Source organism: Agromyces sp. H17E-10 (assembly GCF_022919715.1).
Taxonomy (GTDB): domain Bacteria; phylum Actinomycetota; class Actinomycetes; order Actinomycetales; family Microbacteriaceae; genus Agromyces.
The window spans coordinates 446,649-465,658 of sequence record NZ_CP095042.1; the positions used below are offsets into that span (position 1 = coordinate 446,649).

General features: G+C 71.6%; 20 protein-coding genes. 7 read left to right on the plus strand and 13 right to left on the minus strand.

Annotated elements, in window-relative coordinates; translation table 11 throughout:
• Position 1: 1 nt before the first annotated feature.
• The 3 genes from MUN74_RS02115 to MUN74_RS02125 all read right to left on the minus strand — a co-directional run bounded on the left by MUN74_RS02115 (position 2) and on the right by MUN74_RS02125 (position 3,468).
• Positions 2-985, minus strand: coding sequence for an iron-siderophore ABC transporter substrate-binding protein (locus tag MUN74_RS02115; protein ID WP_244854724.1), 984 nt, complete (start codon positions 983-985; stop codon positions 2-4).
• 84 nt (positions 986-1,069) lie between these two features.
• Positions 1,070-1,939 carry an ABC transporter ATP-binding protein gene (locus tag MUN74_RS02120; protein ID WP_244854725.1) on the minus strand — a complete coding sequence of 290 codons (870 nt, stop codon included), beginning with the start codon at positions 1,937-1,939 and terminating at the stop codon, positions 1,070-1,072.
• Positions 1,940-2,043: 104 nt separating this feature from the next.
• Entirely contained in the window at positions 2,044-3,468 is a 1,425-nt protein-coding gene (locus tag MUN74_RS02125) for an amidase (RefSeq protein ID WP_244854726.1), read from the minus strand.
• Between the two features lie 128 nt (positions 3,469-3,596).
• On the opposite strand from MUN74_RS02125, the gene MUN74_RS02130 reads away from it, so the two are divergent.
• On the plus strand, positions 3,597-4,271 hold the full coding sequence (locus MUN74_RS02130; RefSeq protein WP_244854727.1) for a hypothetical protein: 675 nt from the start codon (positions 3,597-3,599) through the stop codon (positions 4,269-4,271).
• A gap of 35 nt (positions 4,272-4,306) precedes the next feature.
• On the opposite strand, the gene MUN74_RS02135 is transcribed toward MUN74_RS02130, so the two are convergent.
• The 7 genes from MUN74_RS02135 to MUN74_RS02165 all read right to left on the minus strand — a co-directional run bounded on the left by MUN74_RS02135 (position 4,307) and on the right by MUN74_RS02165 (position 9,388).
• Positions 4,307-4,885 carry a GNAT family N-acetyltransferase gene (locus tag MUN74_RS02135; protein WP_244854728.1) on the minus strand — a complete coding sequence of 193 codons (579 nt, stop codon included), beginning with the start codon at positions 4,883-4,885 and terminating at the stop codon, positions 4,307-4,309.
• A gap of 158 nt (positions 4,886-5,043) precedes the next feature.
• Positions 5,044-5,739 (minus strand): uracil-DNA glycosylase, encoded by a 696-nt coding sequence (locus MUN74_RS02140; RefSeq protein WP_244856315.1) that lies wholly within the window; start codon positions 5,737-5,739, stop codon positions 5,044-5,046.
• On the minus strand, positions 5,739-6,482 hold the full coding sequence (locus tag MUN74_RS02145; protein WP_244854729.1) for a Type 1 glutamine amidotransferase-like domain-containing protein: 744 nt from the start codon (positions 6,480-6,482) through the stop codon (positions 5,739-5,741). The genes MUN74_RS02140 and MUN74_RS02145 overlap by 1 nt, the downstream gene beginning before the upstream one ends.
• Positions 6,479-7,198 carry a Type 1 glutamine amidotransferase-like domain-containing protein gene (locus MUN74_RS02150; RefSeq protein ID WP_244854730.1) on the minus strand — a complete coding sequence of 240 codons (720 nt, stop codon included), beginning with the start codon at positions 7,196-7,198 and terminating at the stop codon, positions 6,479-6,481. The genes MUN74_RS02145 and MUN74_RS02150 overlap by 4 nt, the downstream gene beginning before the upstream one ends.
• Positions 7,195-7,734: a phosphoribosyltransferase gene (locus MUN74_RS02155; protein WP_244854731.1), complete on the minus strand. Its 540-nt coding sequence runs from the start codon at positions 7,732-7,734 to the stop codon at positions 7,195-7,197. Before MUN74_RS02155 ends, MUN74_RS02150 begins: the two co-directional genes overlap by 4 nt.
• 26 nt (positions 7,735-7,760) lie before the next feature.
• Complete coding sequence (locus tag MUN74_RS02160) at positions 7,761-8,603, minus strand: potassium channel family protein (RefSeq protein ID WP_244854732.1); 843 nt, start codon at positions 8,601-8,603, stop codon at positions 7,761-7,763.
• Positions 8,600-9,388 (minus strand): SDR family NAD(P)-dependent oxidoreductase, encoded by a 789-nt coding sequence (locus MUN74_RS02165; protein WP_244854733.1) that lies wholly within the window; start codon positions 9,386-9,388, stop codon positions 8,600-8,602. The genes MUN74_RS02160 and MUN74_RS02165 overlap by 4 nt, the downstream gene beginning before the upstream one ends.
• A gap of 59 nt (positions 9,389-9,447) precedes the next feature.
• Between MUN74_RS02165 and MUN74_RS02170 the strand changes: the two genes are divergently transcribed.
• The gene (locus tag MUN74_RS02170; protein WP_244854734.1) at positions 9,448-10,548 is read left to right on the plus strand and encodes an acyltransferase family protein; all 1,101 of its coding nucleotides are present in this window, start codon (positions 9,448-9,450) and stop codon (positions 10,546-10,548) included.
• 100 nt (positions 10,549-10,648) lie between these two features.
• On the opposite strand, the gene MUN74_RS02175 is transcribed toward MUN74_RS02170, so the two are convergent.
• A complete protein-coding gene (locus tag MUN74_RS02175) occupies positions 10,649-11,095 on the minus strand; it encodes a hypothetical protein (protein WP_244854735.1) in 447 nt (148 codons plus the stop codon).
• A 290-nt stretch (positions 11,096-11,385) separates the two neighbouring features.
• On the opposite strand from MUN74_RS02175, the gene MUN74_RS02180 reads away from it, so the two are divergent.
• From MUN74_RS02180 to MUN74_RS02200, 5 genes are all read left to right on the plus strand, one after another.
• Positions 11,386-12,708 (plus strand): bifunctional o-acetylhomoserine/o-acetylserine sulfhydrylase, encoded by a 1,323-nt coding sequence (locus MUN74_RS02180; protein ID WP_244854736.1) that lies wholly within the window; start codon positions 11,386-11,388, stop codon positions 12,706-12,708.
• Between the two features lie 139 nt (positions 12,709-12,847).
• Complete coding sequence (metX, locus tag MUN74_RS02185; RefSeq protein WP_244854737.1) at positions 12,848-14,053, plus strand: homoserine O-acetyltransferase MetX; 1,206 nt, start codon at positions 12,848-12,850, stop codon at positions 14,051-14,053.
• Positions 14,054-14,136: 83 nt separating this feature from the next.
• Positions 14,137-15,294, plus strand: a complete 1,158-nt coding sequence (locus MUN74_RS02190) for a sensor histidine kinase (protein WP_244854738.1) — start codon at positions 14,137-14,139, stop codon at positions 15,292-15,294.
• Entirely contained in the window at positions 15,291-16,601 is a 1,311-nt protein-coding gene (locus MUN74_RS02195; RefSeq protein ID WP_244854739.1) for a hypothetical protein, read from the plus strand. Before MUN74_RS02190 ends, MUN74_RS02195 begins: the two co-directional genes overlap by 4 nt.
• Complete coding sequence (locus MUN74_RS02200; protein ID WP_244854740.1) at positions 16,602-17,252, plus strand: response regulator transcription factor; 651 nt, start codon at positions 16,602-16,604, stop codon at positions 17,250-17,252.
• A 64-nt stretch (positions 17,253-17,316) separates the two neighbouring features.
• On the opposite strand, the gene MUN74_RS02205 is transcribed toward MUN74_RS02200, so the two are convergent.
• Both MUN74_RS02205 and MUN74_RS02210 read right to left on the minus strand, forming a co-directional pair.
• Entirely contained in the window at positions 17,317-18,591 is a 1,275-nt protein-coding gene (locus MUN74_RS02205; protein ID WP_244854741.1) for an MFS transporter, read from the minus strand.
• 113 nt (positions 18,592-18,704) lie between these two features.
• Positions 18,705-19,010 (minus strand): thiamine-binding protein, encoded by a 306-nt coding sequence (locus tag MUN74_RS02210; RefSeq protein ID WP_244854742.1) that lies wholly within the window; start codon positions 19,008-19,010, stop codon positions 18,705-18,707.

Genomic DNA, 19,010 nt, shown 5'->3' on the forward strand with positions numbered 1-19,010 from the left:
CTCAGTTCGCGAGGGTGTCGACGACCGCATCGATGTAGTCGTTCATCGACGAGGGCCCGCCGAACATCCAGATGCCGTCGGGCAGGCGGTGCACGTTGCCCGAGGCGACGAACGGCAGGCTCTTCCACACGGCGTTGTCGGCGAGGTCGACCGCGTACGCGTCGGCGTCGCCGTTCGTGATGTACAGGAACTCGAGGTCGCCGAGGCCGGTGAGGCCTTCGACGTCGGTCGAGCCGAGGCCGTAGTCGGCGTCGCCCTCACCCGTCCAGGCGTTCTCGAGGCCCAGCTCCTCGGTGACGGCGGTGAGCAGGGCGCCTTCGGCGAAGGGACGGATCGACACCTGGCCGCCCGAGGCCCACGAGTCGCTCATCATGAACGGCTCGCCCGCGAGGCCCGCGTCGGCGAGCGCGGCCTTGCCCTCGTCGACCTTGGCGTGGAACCCGTCGAGGAGCGCCTCGCCCTCGTCTTCGGTGCCGGTCAGCGTCGCGATGCGTTCGAGGTTCTCCTCCATCTGGCCGATCGGGTCCGAGGCGTCGGCGCCGCGCACGACGAGCACGGGGGCGAACTCCTCGATCTGCGAGACGACGGTGTCGGGCAGGTCGCTCGTCGTGACGACGAGGTCGGGCGCGAGGCCCGCGATGGCGTCGACCGAGGGCTCGCCGCGCATGCCGACGTCGGTCACGCCCTCGTCGAGCGGCTCCGACTGCACCCACGCGGTGTAGCCGGCGACGTCGGCGACGCCCGTCGGCATGACGCCGAGCGCGACGAGGTTCTCGGCGGTGTTCCACTCGAGGGCGACGACGTCCTTCGCGGGGGCGTCGAGCGCGACCTCTTCGCCGCGGTCGTCGGTGACGGTGACGGCACCCGCGGCGCCGTCGGTCGCCGCGTCGGGCGTCTCGGTCGTTCCGCAACCGGTGAGCAGCAGCAGGGATGCCGCGGCGACGGCGCCGAGCGCGATCGCGGGGGTCTTCTTGGCAGAGGTCATGGCGGGGGCTTCCTTGTTTCCGGGCGCGCGGGCACAGCGGCGCCACGCATGGTGATGGGTGGGGTGGGTCGTCGAGACGTGGGGTCAGGCGATGGCGAGCCGCGGGGCGCGCTGCCGGGTGTTGTAGCGGCCGATGGGGCACGTGGTGATGCAGCCGCGTTCGTCGACGTCGACGTCGACGCGGATGCCGTAGGCCGAGCTGAGGACGTCGCTCACGAGCACCTCGGCGGGTGTGCCGACGGCTCGCACGCGACCGGACTCGAGCAGCACGATGCGGTCGGCGATCGCGGCGGCCTGGTCGAGGTCGTGCAGCACGACGCCGATGGTGACGCCGTGTTCGTCGGCGAGTTCGCGGATGAGGTCGAGGAGCTCGACCTGGTAGCGCAGGTCGAGGTAGGTGGTCGGCTCGTCGAGCAGCAGCACGCCCGTGTCCTGCGCGAGGCATGCGGCGAGCCAGACGCGCTGCAGCTGTCCGCCCGAGAGCTCGTCGACGGCATTCGCAGCGAGGCCCCGCACGCCCGTGAGCTCCATGGCTCGGTCGACGATCGCCGCACCGCCCGCGTCGCCCGCGATGAAGCGGCCGCGGTGCGGGTGGCGTCCGAACTCGACGAGCTCGCGCACGGTGAGCCCGCCGGGCGTCGGCCGGCTCTGGGCCAGCAGCGTGACGCGCCGCGCGAACTCGCGTGCGCTGAGGGTCGCGGCGTCGACGCCCTGTTCGGCGAGCTCGGCGGCCGAGACGGGCGAACCGGCCGAGACCGTGTGCGTCTCGCCACCGGCGAGCAGCACGCGACCCGAGTCGGGCTGGTGCAGCCGTGCGAGCGCGCGAAGCAGGGTCGACTTGCCGCTACCGTTCGGGCCGACGAGCGCCGTCACCTTGCCCGGCTCGAGGTGGAGCTCCGCACCGTGCACGACGGGCGTGCCGTTGTACGAGATCGTGAGGTCGAGACCGAGCATGCCTCCACTATAGGTGAGGCTTACCTAACCCCGTCAAATTCCCGTGACGCATCGGGTCGATGCATCCCCGACATGCTCGCGCCCGGCCATCGTCGCAACGCGCATCACCACAGCCCGGGATGCCGCGTGCTGCGCCCGACCCGACGTTCGAGCTGCGCGGCGAGCGAGAAGAGCACGGCCTCGCCCCCGGGCCGGCCGATGAGCTGCACGCCGAGCGGCACGCCGTCGTCGGTCTCGGCGACGGGAACCGTGATCGCGGGCAGGCCCGACACGTTCACGAACGACGTGAACGGCGTGAACTGCACCTGCTGGGCGAAGTTGCGCTCGCCGTCGTCGGCGTCGTACCAGCCCACCGGGCGGGGCGTCAGCGCGAGCGCCGGGCTGATCACCGCGTCGTACGACGCGAACCGGCGGATGACGCGCTCCTCGTAGCCCGTGAGCCAGCTGAGCGCCTCGGCGAGCTGTCGCGCGGGCACGGAGCGGCCTCGCTCGACGAGCCAGCGCGTGAGCGGTTCGAGCAGCGCCTCGCGTTCGCCGTCGACGGGGATCGTCGCGGCGCCGGCCTGCCACACCGTGCGGAACGCCTCGGCGTACCCCGGCTCGGGAGCGGGAGGAACGACCTCGATGCCGTGGCCCCTGGCATCGAGCACCGCGACCGCACCGTCGAGCGCGGCGCGCGCCGACGGTTCGATCGAGATCTCGTAGGCGTCATCCCACGGCGAATCGGTGATCACCCCGAGCTGGAACCGGCCCTCCCCGCGGATCGCCGCACCGAGGAACGGCCCGTCGTCGCCGGGTGCCCGCAGCGCGTACCGGTGCGCCGCCGGGTAGCCGACGGGCGCGATGAGCCCGTCGAGCAGCAGTGCCGCGTCGGCGACCGTGCGCGCGATCGGGCCGGCCACGCCGAGCCCCGCGAGGCTCGCGATGCCCGGTCCGCCGGGCACGCGTCCGCGCGACGGCTTGAGGCCGACGAGCCCGCACGACGCCGCGGGGATCCTGATGGAGCCGCCGCCGTCGGAACCGGGCGCGAAGGGCAGCATGCCGGATGCGACGGCCGCGGCCGCTCCCCCGCTCGAGCCGCCAGCGCCGAGGTCGAGGTTCCACGGGTTTCGCACCGGCGGGAAGGCCAGCCCCTCGGTATACGACGGCATGCCGAACTCGGGCGTCGCCGTCTTGCCGAGGCTCACCGCGCCGGCGTCGTCGACCGCACGCACCAGCTCGTCGGACTCGTCGGGCACGAAGCCCGCGAACGCGCGGGAACCGAACGCGGCCGGCACTCCCGCGCGCAGCTGCAGGTCTTTGTCGCCGAGCGGCAGACCCCAGAGCGGGCGCGCCCGCGGCACCTCGCGTTCGACGACGCCCGCGCGTTCGAGGGCGAGTTCGGCCGTCACGGTCGCGAACGCACCGACCACCGGGTTCAGCCGATCGATGCGCTCGAGATAGTGGCGGGCGAGCTCCGTCGGCGACACGTCGCCCGACTGCAGCAGCCGGTACTGGTCGAGTGCGGTGTGCTCGTGCAGCTCGGTCATGCCCCGAGCCTACGGCGCGGTGCCGACGACGCCGTCCAGACGGCGCGGCTCCGACGGCGCAGTCCCGACGGCGCGGTCCCGACGGCGCGGTGCGAGGCACCGGACCCGGCTCGCACTAGGGTGGCGGCATGCACGCACGAGCGGGGGCGCAGCCGTCGTGGTTGCGGCGTGCGACCGGCGCGGTCGCAGCATCGATCACGCGGCATCCGCTTCGCTGGGGCGCGGGGTGGGCCGTCGTCGTACTCGTGGCACTGGCCGCGACGGCGACGACCGCTCGGTTCGAGCTCACCTGGGCGGTGCTCCTGGCGCTGCTCATCGCGCCGAGCCTCATCGCGACGATCATCGTGCTCGCGGCGACGCCGCGCCGCCGTCTCGACCAGCACTCGTCGGTGTTCGGCCACTTCTTCGTGCGATACGTGACGCTCGTGCTCGCGTTCGTCGCCTGGTGCGCGTCGATCGTGCTCGGCGCGACGATCTCGACGTCGATCCAGCTCGCCGCCGAGGGCCGCGAGGACGAGGTGGCCGGCATCGGCTTCGAGCTGCTCGCCGGCGTCGTGCCGATCGTGGCGGTCGTGCTGTGGGGCGCGTTCATCGCACGCTGCGCGTGGTTCCTGGCCCGAATCCGCGGCTGGCGCGAAGCGCCCGAGGAGACCGGCATCCCGGCCCGCCTGCTCGCGACGCGACCCCGGCGACGACGCGTCGTGATCGGGCTGGCGCACCCGGGCCTGCTCATCGCGACGGGCGTGCTCGCCTGCGCGGGCCTGCTCGTCGCCGAGTCGGCCGAACTCGTGCTGAACCTCTGACCGACGGCGTCCGCGCGGCCCGCAGCATCCGCCCCCTATTTCAGCGATCGCTGCATCAGGATCGTGCCGAGCCAGCGGTCGAACTTGAACCCGACCCGGCCCATCCGCCCGATCTCGGTGAAGCCGTAGCGCTCGTGCAGCACGAGCGAGCCCTCGGCGCCCTGGTCGGCGATGACCGCGATGATCTCCTTGATGCCGGCCGCCTTCGACCGGTCGATGAGCTCGCCGAGCAGCACCCGCCCGAGGCCCTTGCCGGTCGCCGCCGGACCGAGGTAGATCGAGTCCTCGACGGTGAACCGGTAGGCGCGCTTCGGCTTCCACGGCGCGACGAGGGCGTAGCCGAGCAACTGCCCCGACGGCGACTCGGCGACGATGAACGGCATGCCGAGATCAGCGAGCTGCGCGAACTTCGCCCGCCACTCCGCGAGGGTCATGGGATCTTCGTCGAAGGTGACGGTCGAGTTCGCGACGTAGTGGTTGTAGATCTCGCGAACACCCGGCAGGTCGGCGGCGACCGCGTCGCGCAGCGTGTACTCGAACGGCGCCTCGACCGGCACGGGCTTGCGCAGGTGGCGCGGCAGTACACGCCGCTCCTGGTATTCCTCTTCGAGCATGCGGTCAGCCTACGTCGGCGAGATTGCGGGCAGGTTTCGGGATGCCGCGTGGCCGAGCATCCCGCGACGAAGGAATCGAACGGGCACAGATCGTCCAGTTTGCGCCGATCCTGGCCGATCTCCGCCGACTCGATCGGTCACGCACCCTCGGGGCGCGCTCAGGCGGGCAGGCTCCAGTCGACGGGCGCCGCGCCCTGCGCCTCGAGCAGCGCGTTGGCCCGGCTGAACGGGCGCGAGCCGAAGAACCCGCGCGACGCCGACAGCGGGCTCGGGTGCACCGACTCGATCACGGGGGTGTCGCCGAGCAGGGGCTTCAGGCCCTGCGCGTCGCGGCCCCAGAGGATCGCGACGAGCGGAGTGCCGCGATTCACGAGCGACCGGATCGCGTGGTCCGTGACCTCCTCCCAACCCTTGCCGCGGTGCGAAGCCGCCTCACCGGGGCGCACCGTGAGCACGCGGTTGAGCAGCATGACGCCGTTGCGGCTCCAATGCGTGAGGTCGCCGTGGGCGGGCGGCGTGACGCCGAGGTCGTCGTGCAGCTCGCGGTAGATGTTCTGGAGGCTTCGGGGCACCGGTCGCACGTGCGGGTCGACCGCGAACGAGAGGCCGATCGGATGCCCCGGCGTCGGGTACGGGTCCTGCCCGACGATGAGCACGCGCACGTCGTCGAGCGGTGCGCCGAACGCGCGCAGCACCCGGTCGCCGGCGGGCAGGTAGCCGCGCCCGGCGGCCGTCTCTGCGCGGAGGAAGTCGCCCATCGCCGCGATGCGCGGACCGACCGGAGCAAGCGCTCCGGCCCACGCCGGATCGATGAGCCCTGCGGCGGCGAGTTCGTCGAGGCTCTTGGCGGGCATCATGCGCCCACCGTCGCGACGGCGACGCCGCGCTCGCCGGGGAGCACCTGCCAGACGCTGCCCGACCCCTCGACCCTCAGCCCGCCCTCGCCCACGACGAGCACGGTGCGCTCGTCGATGCCGAGCGCACCCCCGATGAGACCCGACTCCACGGCGGCGACAAGACGCGAGAGCGTGCCGCGCTGGGCCACGTGCGCCTCGACGGCGACGTCGACGAGCCCGATGCCCCCTCCGATCTCGAGCTCCTCGCCCGGCTCGTCGGGGTCCTCGGGCGAGACGACGATGCCGTCGACACGCGATCCGCCACCGAGTGCTCCCTCGGCGGCGATCATCGCTCCGGCCGAGACGCCGAGATACGGCACGCCGTCGGCGACCTGCCGGCGGATCTCGTCGAACAGGGGCTCGAGGCCGTCGCGCACCTCTTCGACGATGCCGCCGCCGACGACGATGCCGTCGACCTCGGCGAGGGCTGCGAGCCCGACCTCCTCGCCGCCGCGCACGGCGGTCACGCGGGGATCGAACTCGCCTGCGGCGGCGAGGACGTCGACGAGCACGCCGGCCGGGGTCGGGTTCGCCGGGTGCACGGAGATCACGGCGATGCGCGGGCGGGCGCGGCCCGCCGCTCGGCCGCGTGCGGCGGCCTCGGCGACGAACGGCGCGTACAACGGGGCATCCGCCACGGTCAGCGCACCGCCGCCGACGAGATGGATACTGCCGCTGCGAACCTCGGGCGCCACCGTCACGCGCCGATCGTCGACACGACGACACCGTGCTCGGCGGGCAGCACCCGCCAGACGCTGCCGCGACCCTGCACCTCGAGGCCGCCCTCGCCGACGATGAGCACCGTCTCCTCGTCGATGCCCAGGCCGCCCTCGGCGATGCCCGCCTCGACCGCGGCGACGAGCCGCGAGAGCGCGCCCCACTGCGCGACGTGCACGTCGATCGTGACGTCGACGAGGCCGATGCCGGGTGCGACCGTGACCTCGTCGAGGCCCTGGTCGCCCATCTCGGGCGACACGACGACACCGCCGATCGCGCGTCCGCCGATCAGTGCACGCTCGGCGGCGATCATCGCACCCGCCGAGAAGCCGAGGTACGGCGTGCCCGCGGCGACGAGTCGTCGCAGTTCGCCGAACCGCGGCTCGAGGGCAGCGCGGTACGCGGGGGCGTTCCCGCCGCCGACGATCACGCCGTCGACGTCGGCGAAGGCCGCCTGGGGCACCTCGCCGCCGTGCTCGACGGCGATGACGACCGGGTCGACGGCACCGGCCACGGACGCCACCTCGACGAGCTTCGCAGCATGTGCAGCGGCGTCGCCGTCGCGCACGGCGACGACCGCGACGCGCGGCTCCGATCGTCCGGCCGCCGTAGCCCGTCGGGTCGCCTCGTCGACGAACCGGCCGAAGACCGCGAGGTCGCCGGCGGCGGGCCAGCCGCCTCCGACGAGGTGCACGCTCACGCGGTGCCCTCGGAGCCGGCTGCCGCTGAGACGGTGACGGGCGGAAGCGCCGACCACGGGAAGACGATCCAGTCGTCGGTGTCGCGATAGCTGTAGTCGGGCACGAGGATGGTGCGGGACTTCGTGTAGAGGGTGGCCGTGCGCACCTCGGCGCCGACCTCGGTGAGGAGCTCGAGCACCTTCGCGAGGGTGCGCCCCGAGTCGGAGACGTCGTCGACGAGCAGCACCGTGAGCCCAGCGAGCGCGGGCGCGTCGAGCATCGGCGGGTGCACGATCGGCTCGGGCAGCACCTGCTCGATGTCGGTGTAGAACTCGACGTTGATCGACCCGCACTGCTTGGTGCCGAGCGCGTACGAGATCGCCCCGGCGAGCAGCAGTCCGCCGCGCGCGATCGCGATCACGACATCGGGCTTGAAGCCCGACTCGAGGACCTCCGCGGCGAGCCCGCGGGCCGCCTCTCCGAACTGGTCCCAGCTGAGGATCTCGCGGCGGATCTCGGGCTTGCCGAGACCGGCGTCATTCGCATCGAACGTCATCTGGAAAGCGTAACGGGCCGGGCCCGTCAGCGTGTCGGCGCGTCGCCGCCGTCGGGTGGCAGGTCGCCGGGCTGGGGCCGGTTCAGCCCCTCCTCGATCTCGTCGTCGATCTCGGAGTCGACGTCGAGCGGGTCGAGGTCGAGCGCGGGCTGGCGGGCCATCGTGCTCATCTCCCCCGTCGTCTCGGCCTCGTGCCGCATGCGGCCGAGCCGGTCATTGAAGAGGGAGACGACGGTCGCCGACGCCGTGCCGATGATCGCGATGCCGCCGATCATAAGCAGCACGCCGTAGCAACGGCCGAGCCCGGTCACCGGGTAGGTGTCGCCGTACCCGACGGTCGCCACCGTCACGCAGGCCCACCAGATCGCGTCACCGAAGCTCGTGATGTTCGCGCCGGGGGCGTCGCGTTCGACGTGCAGCGTCGCGAGCGCGATGAAGAAGACGAACACGACCGCGTATGCGAGCGCCGAGATGACGACCCTGGCCCGGAACGCCTCGCCGCTGTGCCCACGGAAGAACGCGACGTTGTGCAGCAGGTTGACGACGCGCAGCGCGCGGAAGACCGGCAGGAACACCGACAGCAGGTCGAGCGGCCGCGTGAACACGAACCGCACCCGCCGCCCCTTCGGGGTCAGCAGGACGCGGATGACGAAGTCGAGGAGGAACGCGGCCCAGGTCGCGATCATGAGGCACGCGAGCACGACGTTCAGCCAGTGCGGCGTGCGCTCGTCGAGCACGAGCACGGCGTAGACGAACAGGAACACGACACCGAGCACCATGAGCGGTGTCGACGTGCGCGCCTCCCAGCGATCGCGTCGTCCGGTCGGGGCATCCGCCCCGGTCTTCGGCTTCGTCGCCGACGCGCTCACGGCCCGTCCGTCCCGCGAACGGCGAGCGGCCCCTTCGTCAGCCGGTACGGCGCGGCCTGGGCGACGGGTTTCACGACGATGAGGTCGAGATCGACGTGCCGCGGCTTCTGCACGGCGTCGACGACGACGCCGGCGATGTCCTCGGCGACGAGCGGCTCGGGCACGTTCTCGTACACCGCGTCGGCACGGGCGCGATCGCCGCCGAAGCGCACGAGCGCGAACTCGTCGGTCTTGACGAGACCAGGGGCGACCTCGATGACGCGCAGCGGCTCGCCGTTGAGCTCGAGCCGCAGCACCTCGGTGAGTGCGTGCGCCGCGAACTTCGCGGCGTTGTACCCGCCGCCGCCGACGTACGCGGTGTGGCCCGCGATGGACGTGATGTTCACGATGTCGGCGACCCCCCGCTCGACGGCTCCCCGGCGCAGCAGCGGCAGCAGCGCACTCGTCACGCGCTTGAGCGCGAGCACGTTGACCTCGAACATCCACGCCCAGTCGTCGATCTCGCTCGCCTCGACCGAGTCGAGCCCCTTCGCGCCGCCCGCATTGTTGACGAGCAGGTGGATGCCGCCGGTGGCAGCCAGGTGGTCGCGCAGGGCGTCGACGTCGGCCTGCTGCGTGAGGTCGGCGACGAAGACGGATGCTCCGGTCTCGGCCTCGAGCGCGCGCAGGCGCTCCTCACGGCGGGCGACGCCCACGACGTCCCATCCTGCTGCCCGCAACGCGCGCACCGTGGCCGCGCCGATGCCCGAACTCGCACCCGTCACGACCGCTCGAAGTGTCACCATGCGCCCATTCTGCCCGGTTCCGACCGTTCGGTCAGAGCACCGTGCGGTTGAATGGAGTGATGCACACGAGGATCGACCACCCCCGGCCGACCCGCAAGCGGGTGCCGCTGTGGGACAACGCCCGCTGGATCGCCATCACGCTCGTCGTCGTCGGCCACGGCATCCTGCCGCTCATCGGCGAGGACGACGCCGCCTACAGCGTCTACCTCTTCATCTACTCGTTCCACGTGGCCGTGTTCGTCGTCGTCAGCGGGTACTTCGCGAAGTCGGGGCCGCCGAACGCGCGAGCGCTGCGCCAGATCCTCACCGACATCGTCTTCCCGTACTTCATCTTCGAGACCATCTGGACCGTCATCAAGTGGGCGCTGGGCGGCGAGCTCGTGATCGACTTCACGACCGCGTCGTGGACCCTCTGGTTCCTCATCGCCCTCGCCGTCTGGCGCATCGTGCTGCCCTACCTCGTGCTGCTGCGCTACCCGTTGCTCATCGCGATCGTCATCTCGATCGGCGCCGGCTACTCGGAGGCGATCGACTCGACCTTCGCGCTCACGCGCACGTTCGGCATGCTGCCGTTCTTCGTGTTCGGCTGGAAGCTCAGGCAGTGGCAGGTCACCGGCCGATGGCTCGAGCTGCGCACCGCGGTCGCGTGGCGCTGGCGCGCGGGCGCGATCGCCCTCTTCGCGGTGGTGCTCGCGGTCATGCCGATGACGATCGAGACGCTGCGCGACCTGAAGCTGCGCCGCTTCATGCTCTACGACGAGTCGTACCAGGCGATCGGCTACGACGAGCCGTGGTCGGGCGCCATCCGACTCGTGCTCCTGCTGTCGGCGATGGTGCTCGCGGTCGCGTTCCTCACCCTCATGCCGCGCGGGTCGCACTGGTTCACCCCGTTCGGCCGGGCGACCATGTACATCTACCTGCTGCACCCGTTCGTGCTGTACCCGTTCCGCGAGACGGGCATCCTCGCCGGCGACCAGCCGTTCTGGGTGCTGCCGGCGATGATCGTCTTCTGCGTCGGCATCGCGATCGTACTGTCCCTGAAGCCCGTCAGGCGCGTGTTCCGCCCACTCGTCGAGCCGCGCGCGAGGTGGCTGTTCCGGCCCGAGCCGTCGACCGCGACGGGCACGATCGTGCTGCCGCCGGATCCCGAGCGCCGGTAGTGGCATCAACGCCGAACACGAGACGAATCACCGCTGCTGCTTGGCTCGACTTTCTGCCGACCGTCATCATGCTGAACCAGTCGAACGCACACGGTGACGGTCAGCCAGCAGGCTGGAGCCGCGCCCAGAGAGTATGCATGCCGCAGAGGACGGCTGGCACGACGACGAAGAGCGCGAGGTACAGCCACGCGTTCATCGGATACCCCCAGGGCATCAGGTAGTAGACGGCGAGCGAACCCATCGCGCTCCCAAGGCCGACAGTGACCGCCTCGATCCACGCTGCCCGCACGAATTGCCCCACCACGATGCGAAACAGCGCACCGAAGCTCACCACGGCAGCACCGATGAAGACGCCGGCGAAGGCTCCGCCGACAGCGAAGAAGAACACGATCCCAGGGCCTTGGCGCGTCGCCGCATCGGTGAGGACGAGCGCGTGGAGCAAACCGAAAACCGCCCCAAGCACGAGCCCGCCGACAGCCCCGAGCAGAAGAAGCTCAGCAGCCCAGCCTCGTTTCGGCGGAACGTAACGACCAAGTTGAACGGTCATCAGGCGATTCCTCGATTCCGAAAGCTGCTCCACTCACCGTATTCGTACGGTAGCGGCAATGGTTCCCGAGCCAGCAACGACCCAGAGCAGCATCGACCACAGGGTTCCCTCGCACCGCTTGGAACGCGCGGGTTTCGAGACGTCGCTGCGCTCCTCCTCAACCTGCGGAGTCGTGACGCCGTGTTGCGGCATCCGTTGCCCCTGCCGCGGTGCCCGCCTAACGTGACTCGGACACCGCGACCGCACCACCGACGGACGCAGGCCGCGCACCCGACTTCCGAGGAGACACCATGACCAGCAACGCCGACTGGCGCTTCGAGACCAAGCAGGTCCACTCGGGCGCTGCCCCCGACCCCGTCACGAAGGCCCGCGCGACGCCGATCTACCAGACCACGTCGTACGTGTTCGACAACGCCGAGCACGCGCAGAACCTCTTCGCGCTCGCCGAGTTCGGCAACATCTACACGCGCATCCAGAACCCGACGCAGGACGTGCTCGAGCAGCGCCTCGCCGCGCTCGAGGGCGGCACCGCGGCGCTCGTGCTCTCGAGCGGCCAGGCCGCGTCGACGTTCGCCGTGCTCAACATCGCCGAGGCGGGCGACCACATCGTCTCGTCGTCGTCGATCTACGGCGGCACGTACAACCTCTTCAAGTACACGCTCGCGAAGCTCGGCATCGAGGTCACCTTCGTCGAGAACCAGGACGACGCCGACGAGTGGCGCCGCGCCGTGCGCCCGAACACGAAGCTCTTCTTCGGCGAGACGATCGGCAACCCGAAGATCAACATCCTCGACATCGAGCTCGTCTCGGGCGTCGCGCACGAGGCCGGTCTCCCGCTCATCGTCGACAACACGATCGCGACCCCCTACCTCATCCGGCCGTTCGAGCACGGTGCCGATATCGTCATCCACTCGGTCACGAAGTTCCTCGGCGGTCACGGCACGACCATCGGCGGCGTCATCGTCGACGGCGGCAAGTTCGAGTGGTCGAAGAACGTCGAGAAGTTCCCCGGCCTCACCGAGCCCGACCCGTCGTACCACGGCGCGAGCTACACGACGGCGGTCGGCGACGGCCTCGCCTACATCATCAAGGCCCGCGTGCAGCTGCTGCGCGACCTCGGCTCGGCGATCGCGCCGCAGAGCGCGTGGAACCTGCTGCAGGGCGTCGAGACCCTGTCGCTGCGCATCGAGCGTCACGTGCAGAACGCACAGGAAATCGCGGAGTGGCTCGACAACCACCCCGAGGTCGCGAGCGTCAACTACTCGGGGCTGCCCTCGAGCCCGTGGTACGCGGCGGCGAACAAGTACGCCCCCAAGGGCGTCGGCGCGGTGCTCTCGTTCGAGCTCAAGGGCGGCGTCGACGCCGGCCGCGCGCTCGTCGACAGCCTGTCGCTATTCAGCCACCTCGCGAACATCGGCGACGTTCGCTCGCTCGTCATCCACCCCGCGTCGACGACGCACTCGCAGCTCACCCCCGAGCAGCAGCTCACGAGCGGCGTCACGCCGGGCCTCGTGCGCCTGTCGGTCGGCATCGAGAACATCGACGACCTCAAGGCCGACCTCGAGGCCGGCCTTGCGGCCGCCCGTGCGGCGACCGACGCGCTGCGCGTCTGAGGCACTGAACGACGGGGCGGATGCCTCGGGTCGACGTCGGCCCGAGGCATCCGCCTTCGTCGTCTCCGAGCACCGGCAACCCACGGATGGCGACGTAACAATGACCGGCGCGTCCGACCGAGTTGGGAGAATCGAAGGCATGGACTGGCAGACGACCGCCGACGTGGTTCCCGCGGGATTCGTGCCCGAGGCGGGCGCGCTCGCGTTGCTCGGGCGGGCACCCGCGACGGGCGCGTGGCGCGAGGGCGACCCGGTGGGCGACCGCCGTTTCGTCGGCATCGGCGACCTGCCACTCGAGTCGGGCGCGACGCTGCCCGGCGTCCGCATCGCCTACGAGCAGTGGGGCACGCTGTCGCCCGCACGCGACAACGCCGTGCTCGTGCTGCACGCGCTCACCGGCGACAGTCATGTGCTCGGCGACGCGGGCGAGGGCCACGCGAGCTCGGGCTGGTGGGCGGGCGTCGTCGGGCCCGGTCTCGCGGTCGACACCGATCGCTGGTTCGTCGTCGCTCCCAACGTCGTCGGCGGCTGCCAGGGTTCGACCGGTCCGGCCTCGCTCGCGCCCGACCGGGTGGAGTGGGGTGCGCGATTCCCCTTCCTCACGATCCGCGACCAGGTGCGCGCGCAGATCGCGTTCGCCCGCGCGATCGGCATCGAACGCTTCGCGGCCGTGATCGGCGGATCGATGGGCGCCATGCACGTGCTCGAATGGGCGATCGAGGCCCCCGAGGCGGTCGAACGCATCGCCGTGCTCGCCGCACCCGCCGCGACGACCGCCGACCAGATCGCGCTCAACTCGGTGCAGATCGAGGCGATCCGCACCGACCCGGCCTTCCGCGCCGGCGCCTTCTACGACGCCGCCGACGGCGAGGGCCCCACGCGCGGCCTCGCGCTCGCACGCCGCATGGCGATGCTCAACTACCGCACCGCGGCCGAGCTCAACGACCGATTCGAGCGCAGCTGGCAGTCCGAGCTCGACCCGCTCGGCGGCGAGGGCCGGTTCGCGGTCGAGTCGTACCTCGACTTCCACGGCAACAAGTTCACCCGCCGGTTCGACGCGAACAGCTACATCGTGCTCACCGAGTCGATGAACTCGCACGATATCGGTCGCGGTCGCGGCGGTGTCGCCGCCGCGCTCGGCATGGTGCAGGCCAAGAGCCTCGTGCTCGGCATCGACAGCGACCGCTACTTCCCCCTCGCGGGCCAGGTCGAGGTGGCCGCGGGCCTCGCGCACAGCGTGCACGGGCCGGCGCCCGTCGTCGTCTCCAGCGACTTCGGGCACGACGCGTTCCTCATCGAACGCGACGTCGTCGGCACGGAGCTCGCACGGCTGCTCGCCGCGTGAGCCGTGCCACATCGGCCCGACTGGGCTAGTGTTCGAAATGACGGGTGCCCGCTCGCGCCCGTCGGTCATGCCGAGGGGGTGACATGAAGCGCATCCACAAGGAGCGCGATCGGCTCCTGCGGCGCATCGCGAGGATCGCCGGGCTCTCCGGTGCGCTCGGCGCTCTCGCGTGCATGGCCGTCCCCGGCAGCGCGGGCGCGCTCGAGACCGGCGTCGTGGTGCTCCTCGGCCTCGGCACCGCCGTGCTCGTCGTCGTGCACACGATGCACGGCAGCATCCCCGCCGCCCTCGGTGCCGTCGCGACGGCGCTCGCGACGCTGGCCGTCCTCGGGTCGGCCGAGTCCGTCGACCCGGCTGCGCTCGCCGCGATGTCGCTCACGACCGCCGCGGCCGCGCCGTCGGTCGCGGTCACCCTCGTCGTGCGGCCGAACGGCGTGCCCCTCGTCGGCTCGCTCGCGGCGATCTCGCTCGTGGTCGCCGTCGCCATCGTCGCGACCGGGCATCCGACGCCGACGATCATCATCGCGACGATCGCGGGGTGGTCGGTCGCCGCGTCGATCGGACTCGCGCTCGACCACGGCATCGCCGGCGCGGCGGCCCGCATCGACGAGGTCGGTCGCGCGCACCAGGCCGAACGCATCGCGAGCGAGGCGGAGGCCCGCCAGCGCCAGGACGCGCGAGTGCTGCACGACACCGTGCTGGCGACCCTGAGCCTGCTCGCCCATTCGGGAGTCGGCGTCGGCGCCGCGGCGCTCCGCCAGCAGGCGGGCGACGACGCCCGGCTGCTCAAGCAGCTGCGGCTCGGTGCGCCGCTCGACAACGCCTCGAACGCGATCTTCTCCCCCGACTCCGACGAGGACCTGCTCTCGACGACGTTCGAGTCGGTGCGGCAGCGGTTCGCCCGCATGGGGCTCGACGTCAACTGGCACGGGGTCGGTCAGCTCGCGCTGCCGCGCGAGACCCTCGACGCCCTGCTCGGCGCGCTCGGCGAGTGCCTCGAGAACGTGCGGCGCCACTCGGGCGTGAACGAGGCCGACGTCACGGTCAGCGACGACGACCGCACCGTGCGCGCGATGGTGACCGACGCCGGGCACGGCTTCGAACCCGAGACGGTCGACAGGGCGCGCCTCGGCTACGCCGAGTCCGTCGTCGGCCGACTGCAGACCGTGGGCGGTCGCGCCCGGGTCTTCTCGTCGCCGGGTTCGGGAACGACCGTGATGCTCGAGGTGCCCAAGCCATGAGCATCAAGACGCTCGAGCAGACCGGCGCCAACGGATTCCGCCGGCCCGCCCGAACCGCGCGCGCCGCGCGGGCCGTCGCCGATGTGCGCGATCGCCACGGCGGTCGCCGGCTCGCGACCGGCATCACGGTCGCCGGCGGGGTCGTCATCGTCTGGCTGCTGGCGCGCACCATCGTGATCATGCCGCTCTTCCCACCCGGCCCCGGCCCATGGCCGGCCTGGATCGCGATCGCCGTCATCATCGGCATCGGCGTCGTCTCTCGCGTCTTCTCGAGCATGCAGCCGCTGCCCGACGTGCTCTACGCCCTGCTCCTCGTCGCGCTCGCGGTACCCGTCTGGCTCGACGTCTCGGCGACCTGGGGCCTGCTGCACCTCGGCGTCACGCCGACGGCGGCGGCAGCGGTCGGCGCGGTGCTCATGCCGGTCGCCGCGATCCGCGGCACGCGCATCCCCCTCGCGGTCGCGATCGCCGACGGCGCCGTGCTCGCGATCGCCGCGCTCCTGCAGGCGCCGTCGGCCGGACCGTACACGGTCACCGGACTCGCCGTGGCGGCGGCGGCCGTGCTGCCGCTCATCCTGGCGGTCGTGACCATCCGGGGATTCCGCCGCCTCGTCGTGCGCGAGCTCGACCTGTCGCTCGTGCAGAGCACGGTGGCGACGCAGCCGTCGCCGGTCGGCATGCGCGCGTCCGAAGAGCTCGCGCAACTCGACTTCGACGCCGAGACCCTGCTCGACGACGTCGGCTCGGGCCGCATCGCGATCCCCCTCCCCGCCGAGGCCGCCGAACGTGCCGGCCGGCTCGCCGCTGCCCTGCGCGCACGCCTCATCGAGGGGCGCACCGACACCTGGCTCCGACACGCCGTGACCGAGTCGGCGTACCTGAGCGAACGCGTCGTCGTCGACGATCCCGAGGGTGCAGCCGGCAACCTCGGCAAGGCGCAGCGCGACAACCTGCTGCTCGCGCTGTGGCTGCTCGGCGGCGAGCGGCGCAAGGGCCCGGCGACGGCGATCTCGGTCACCGTCACGTCGCTCGACGCCGACGACGACGAGACCGATGCCGCCGCAGGCGCGCCGCACGACGGCGCCGAGTCAGCCCGACCGTCGCCCGTGGTCCACATCGGCATCGAGGTCGACGGCGTCGCACGCCGACGTCTCGACGCCGCAACTTGGGACGCTATCGGTAAGGTCGGAACACACGATGTCGTCGGGGGGCCCGATGCCTTCCGCATCGACATCGAGTGCCGGACGGACCCGACCGTTCCGGCGAGTGCGTCGGCCGCAGCCGCGGCCCGTCCGAGGGGAAGCTGAATGCCCGACACTGCTCCGCCGATCCGACTGGCGATCGTCGACGATCATCGAATGCTGCTCGGTGCCCTCACCGAGTGGTTGCGTGGCGCCTCGGCCGAGATCGAGCTCGTCGCCGCCGTGCCCTCCTGGTCCGAACTGCTCGCCCACCCCGACTTCCCCGTCGACGTGGTGCTGCTCGACCTCGACCTGCGCGACAACATCCCCATCTCGCTCAAGCTCTCGATGCTGAAGTCCGCCGAGGTGCAGACGATGCTCATGAGCAACTACTCCGAGCCGTCGGTCGTGCGCGAAGCGCTCAGCGCCGGGGCGATGGGGTACCTCGTGAAGTCCGAGCCCGTCGAGTCGATCATCGAGGCGATCCGCTCGGCCATGCTCGGTCAGTCGTACCTCACCCCCGAGCTCGAGGCGGCGCTGCTCGACGACGGCACGGTGCCGAAGCTGTCGGCGCAGGAGCGACGCGTCATGGCGCTCTACGGTGCGGGCCAGCCGGTGAAGGCCGTGGCGTTCCAGCTCGGCATCTCCGAGGAGACGGCCAAGAGCTACCTCAAGCGCATCCGCGAGAAGTACCGCGCGGCCGGCTACGACGTCGGCACGAAGGTCGCGCTGCGCAAGCGGGCGATCGCCGACGGCATCCTGCTCCAGTCCGACTGACGCTCGCAGGGCATCGATTCCGGATGCCTCGGGCGGACGTTCCCCGCACGCCTCGGCCGCCCGGTCACCCCTCGACGGCCGGCACGGCGCCCGTCGCGTACGGCACGTGCACGCCCCGGTTGCGGGCGGCACGGTCGAGCGCGAAGCTGCACACCGCGAGCGCGATGCCGGCGATCGTGAGCACGAGGCCCACCCAGATCGGCGCGACATAGCCGAACCCCGCCGCGATGACCGTGCCGCCGAGGAGCGCTCCCAGGCTGTTGCCGATGTTCAGCGCCGAGTGGTTGAGCGCCGCGGCGATCGACTGGCTGTCGCGGGCGACGTCCATGAGCCGGGTCTGGATCGTCGGCGCGAGGGCCGACGAGGTCGCCCCGATGAGGAACGCGCCGATGAACAGTCCGGCGGTGAACTGCGCGGTGAGGGCGAGCAGCGCGAGCGACGCGGCGAGCGCCGCGAACGCCAGGTACATGGTGCGCCGCACGCTCCAGTCGGCGAGTCGCCCGCCGACGAGGTTGCCGGCCGTCATGCCGAGACCGGTCGCGACGAGCACGAGCGGGACGGCCGCGGTGGCGAGCCCGGTGACCTCGGTCGCGAGCGGCGCGATGTAGCTGTACATCGCGAAGAAGCCGCCGAACCCGATCGCGCCGATGGCGATCGCGAACCACACCTGCGGGCGGCTGAACGCGCCGAGCTCACGGCGCACGCTCGCGCCGGGGTCGCCCGGCTGCCACGGCACGGCGGCCGCGACGGCCACGAAGGTGAGCGCGAAGATCCCGGCGACCGCGAGGTAGGCGACGCGCCAGCTCGTCGCCTGCCCGAGCCAGGTGATCGCCGGCACCCCGACGACGTTGGCGATCGTGAGCCCCGACAGCACGAGCGCCACGCCGCGTCCCCGCTTGCCCGGCCCCATGAGGCTTGCGGCGACGAGCGATGCGATGCCGAAGTACGCGCCGTGCGGGAGCGCCGACAGGAATCTGGCCACGAGCACGAGACCGAACGACGGCAGCAGCGCCGAGGCGACGGTGCCGATCGTGAACGCCGCGACGAGGGCGAGCAGAAGTCGCTTGCGCGGCCAGCGCGCGGCGACCGCGGCGATCGTGGGTGCGCCGACGACGACGCCGAGCGCGTAGGCGGAGATGATCCAGCCGGCGGTCGCGTTCGCGGCGTCGGCCGACTCGGCGTGCACGTCGGGCAGCAGGTCGAGCGCGAGGTCGGGCAGCAGGCCCATCGCGACGAACTCGGTCGAGCCGATGCCGAAGCCGCCGAGGGCGAGCGCCAGGAGCGCGAAACGGATACGGGCCGGCGACAACGTCGTCGGCCCGGAGGAAGCTGGGGTCACCGAGCGATTCTCTCACGAGTCGAATCGATTCGACAACCCGTCGCCCGAACGGGCGCGCAGCACAGTGTCGAGATCAGGACGGCCAGCACCGCCGGGAGGCTCGGCCTCCGAGCTCAGCCCTCGAGCTCGGCCTCGAGCCGCTCGAGCTTGCCGTCGATCTCACCCGTGTAGCCCGGGCGGATGTCGGCCTTCAGCACGAGCGACACCCGCGACCCGTACGCGCCGACGGCCTCGGTCGCGCGCTTGACGACGTCCATCACGGTGTCCCAGTCGGGACCCTCGATCTCGGTGAACATCGACGTCGTGCGGTTGGGCAGCCCGGACTCCCGCACGATCCTCACCGCCGCGGCGACGGCGTCGTGCACCGATCCGTCGTCACGGCCCGTTCCGCTCGGTGCGACCGAGAATGCGACCAGCAT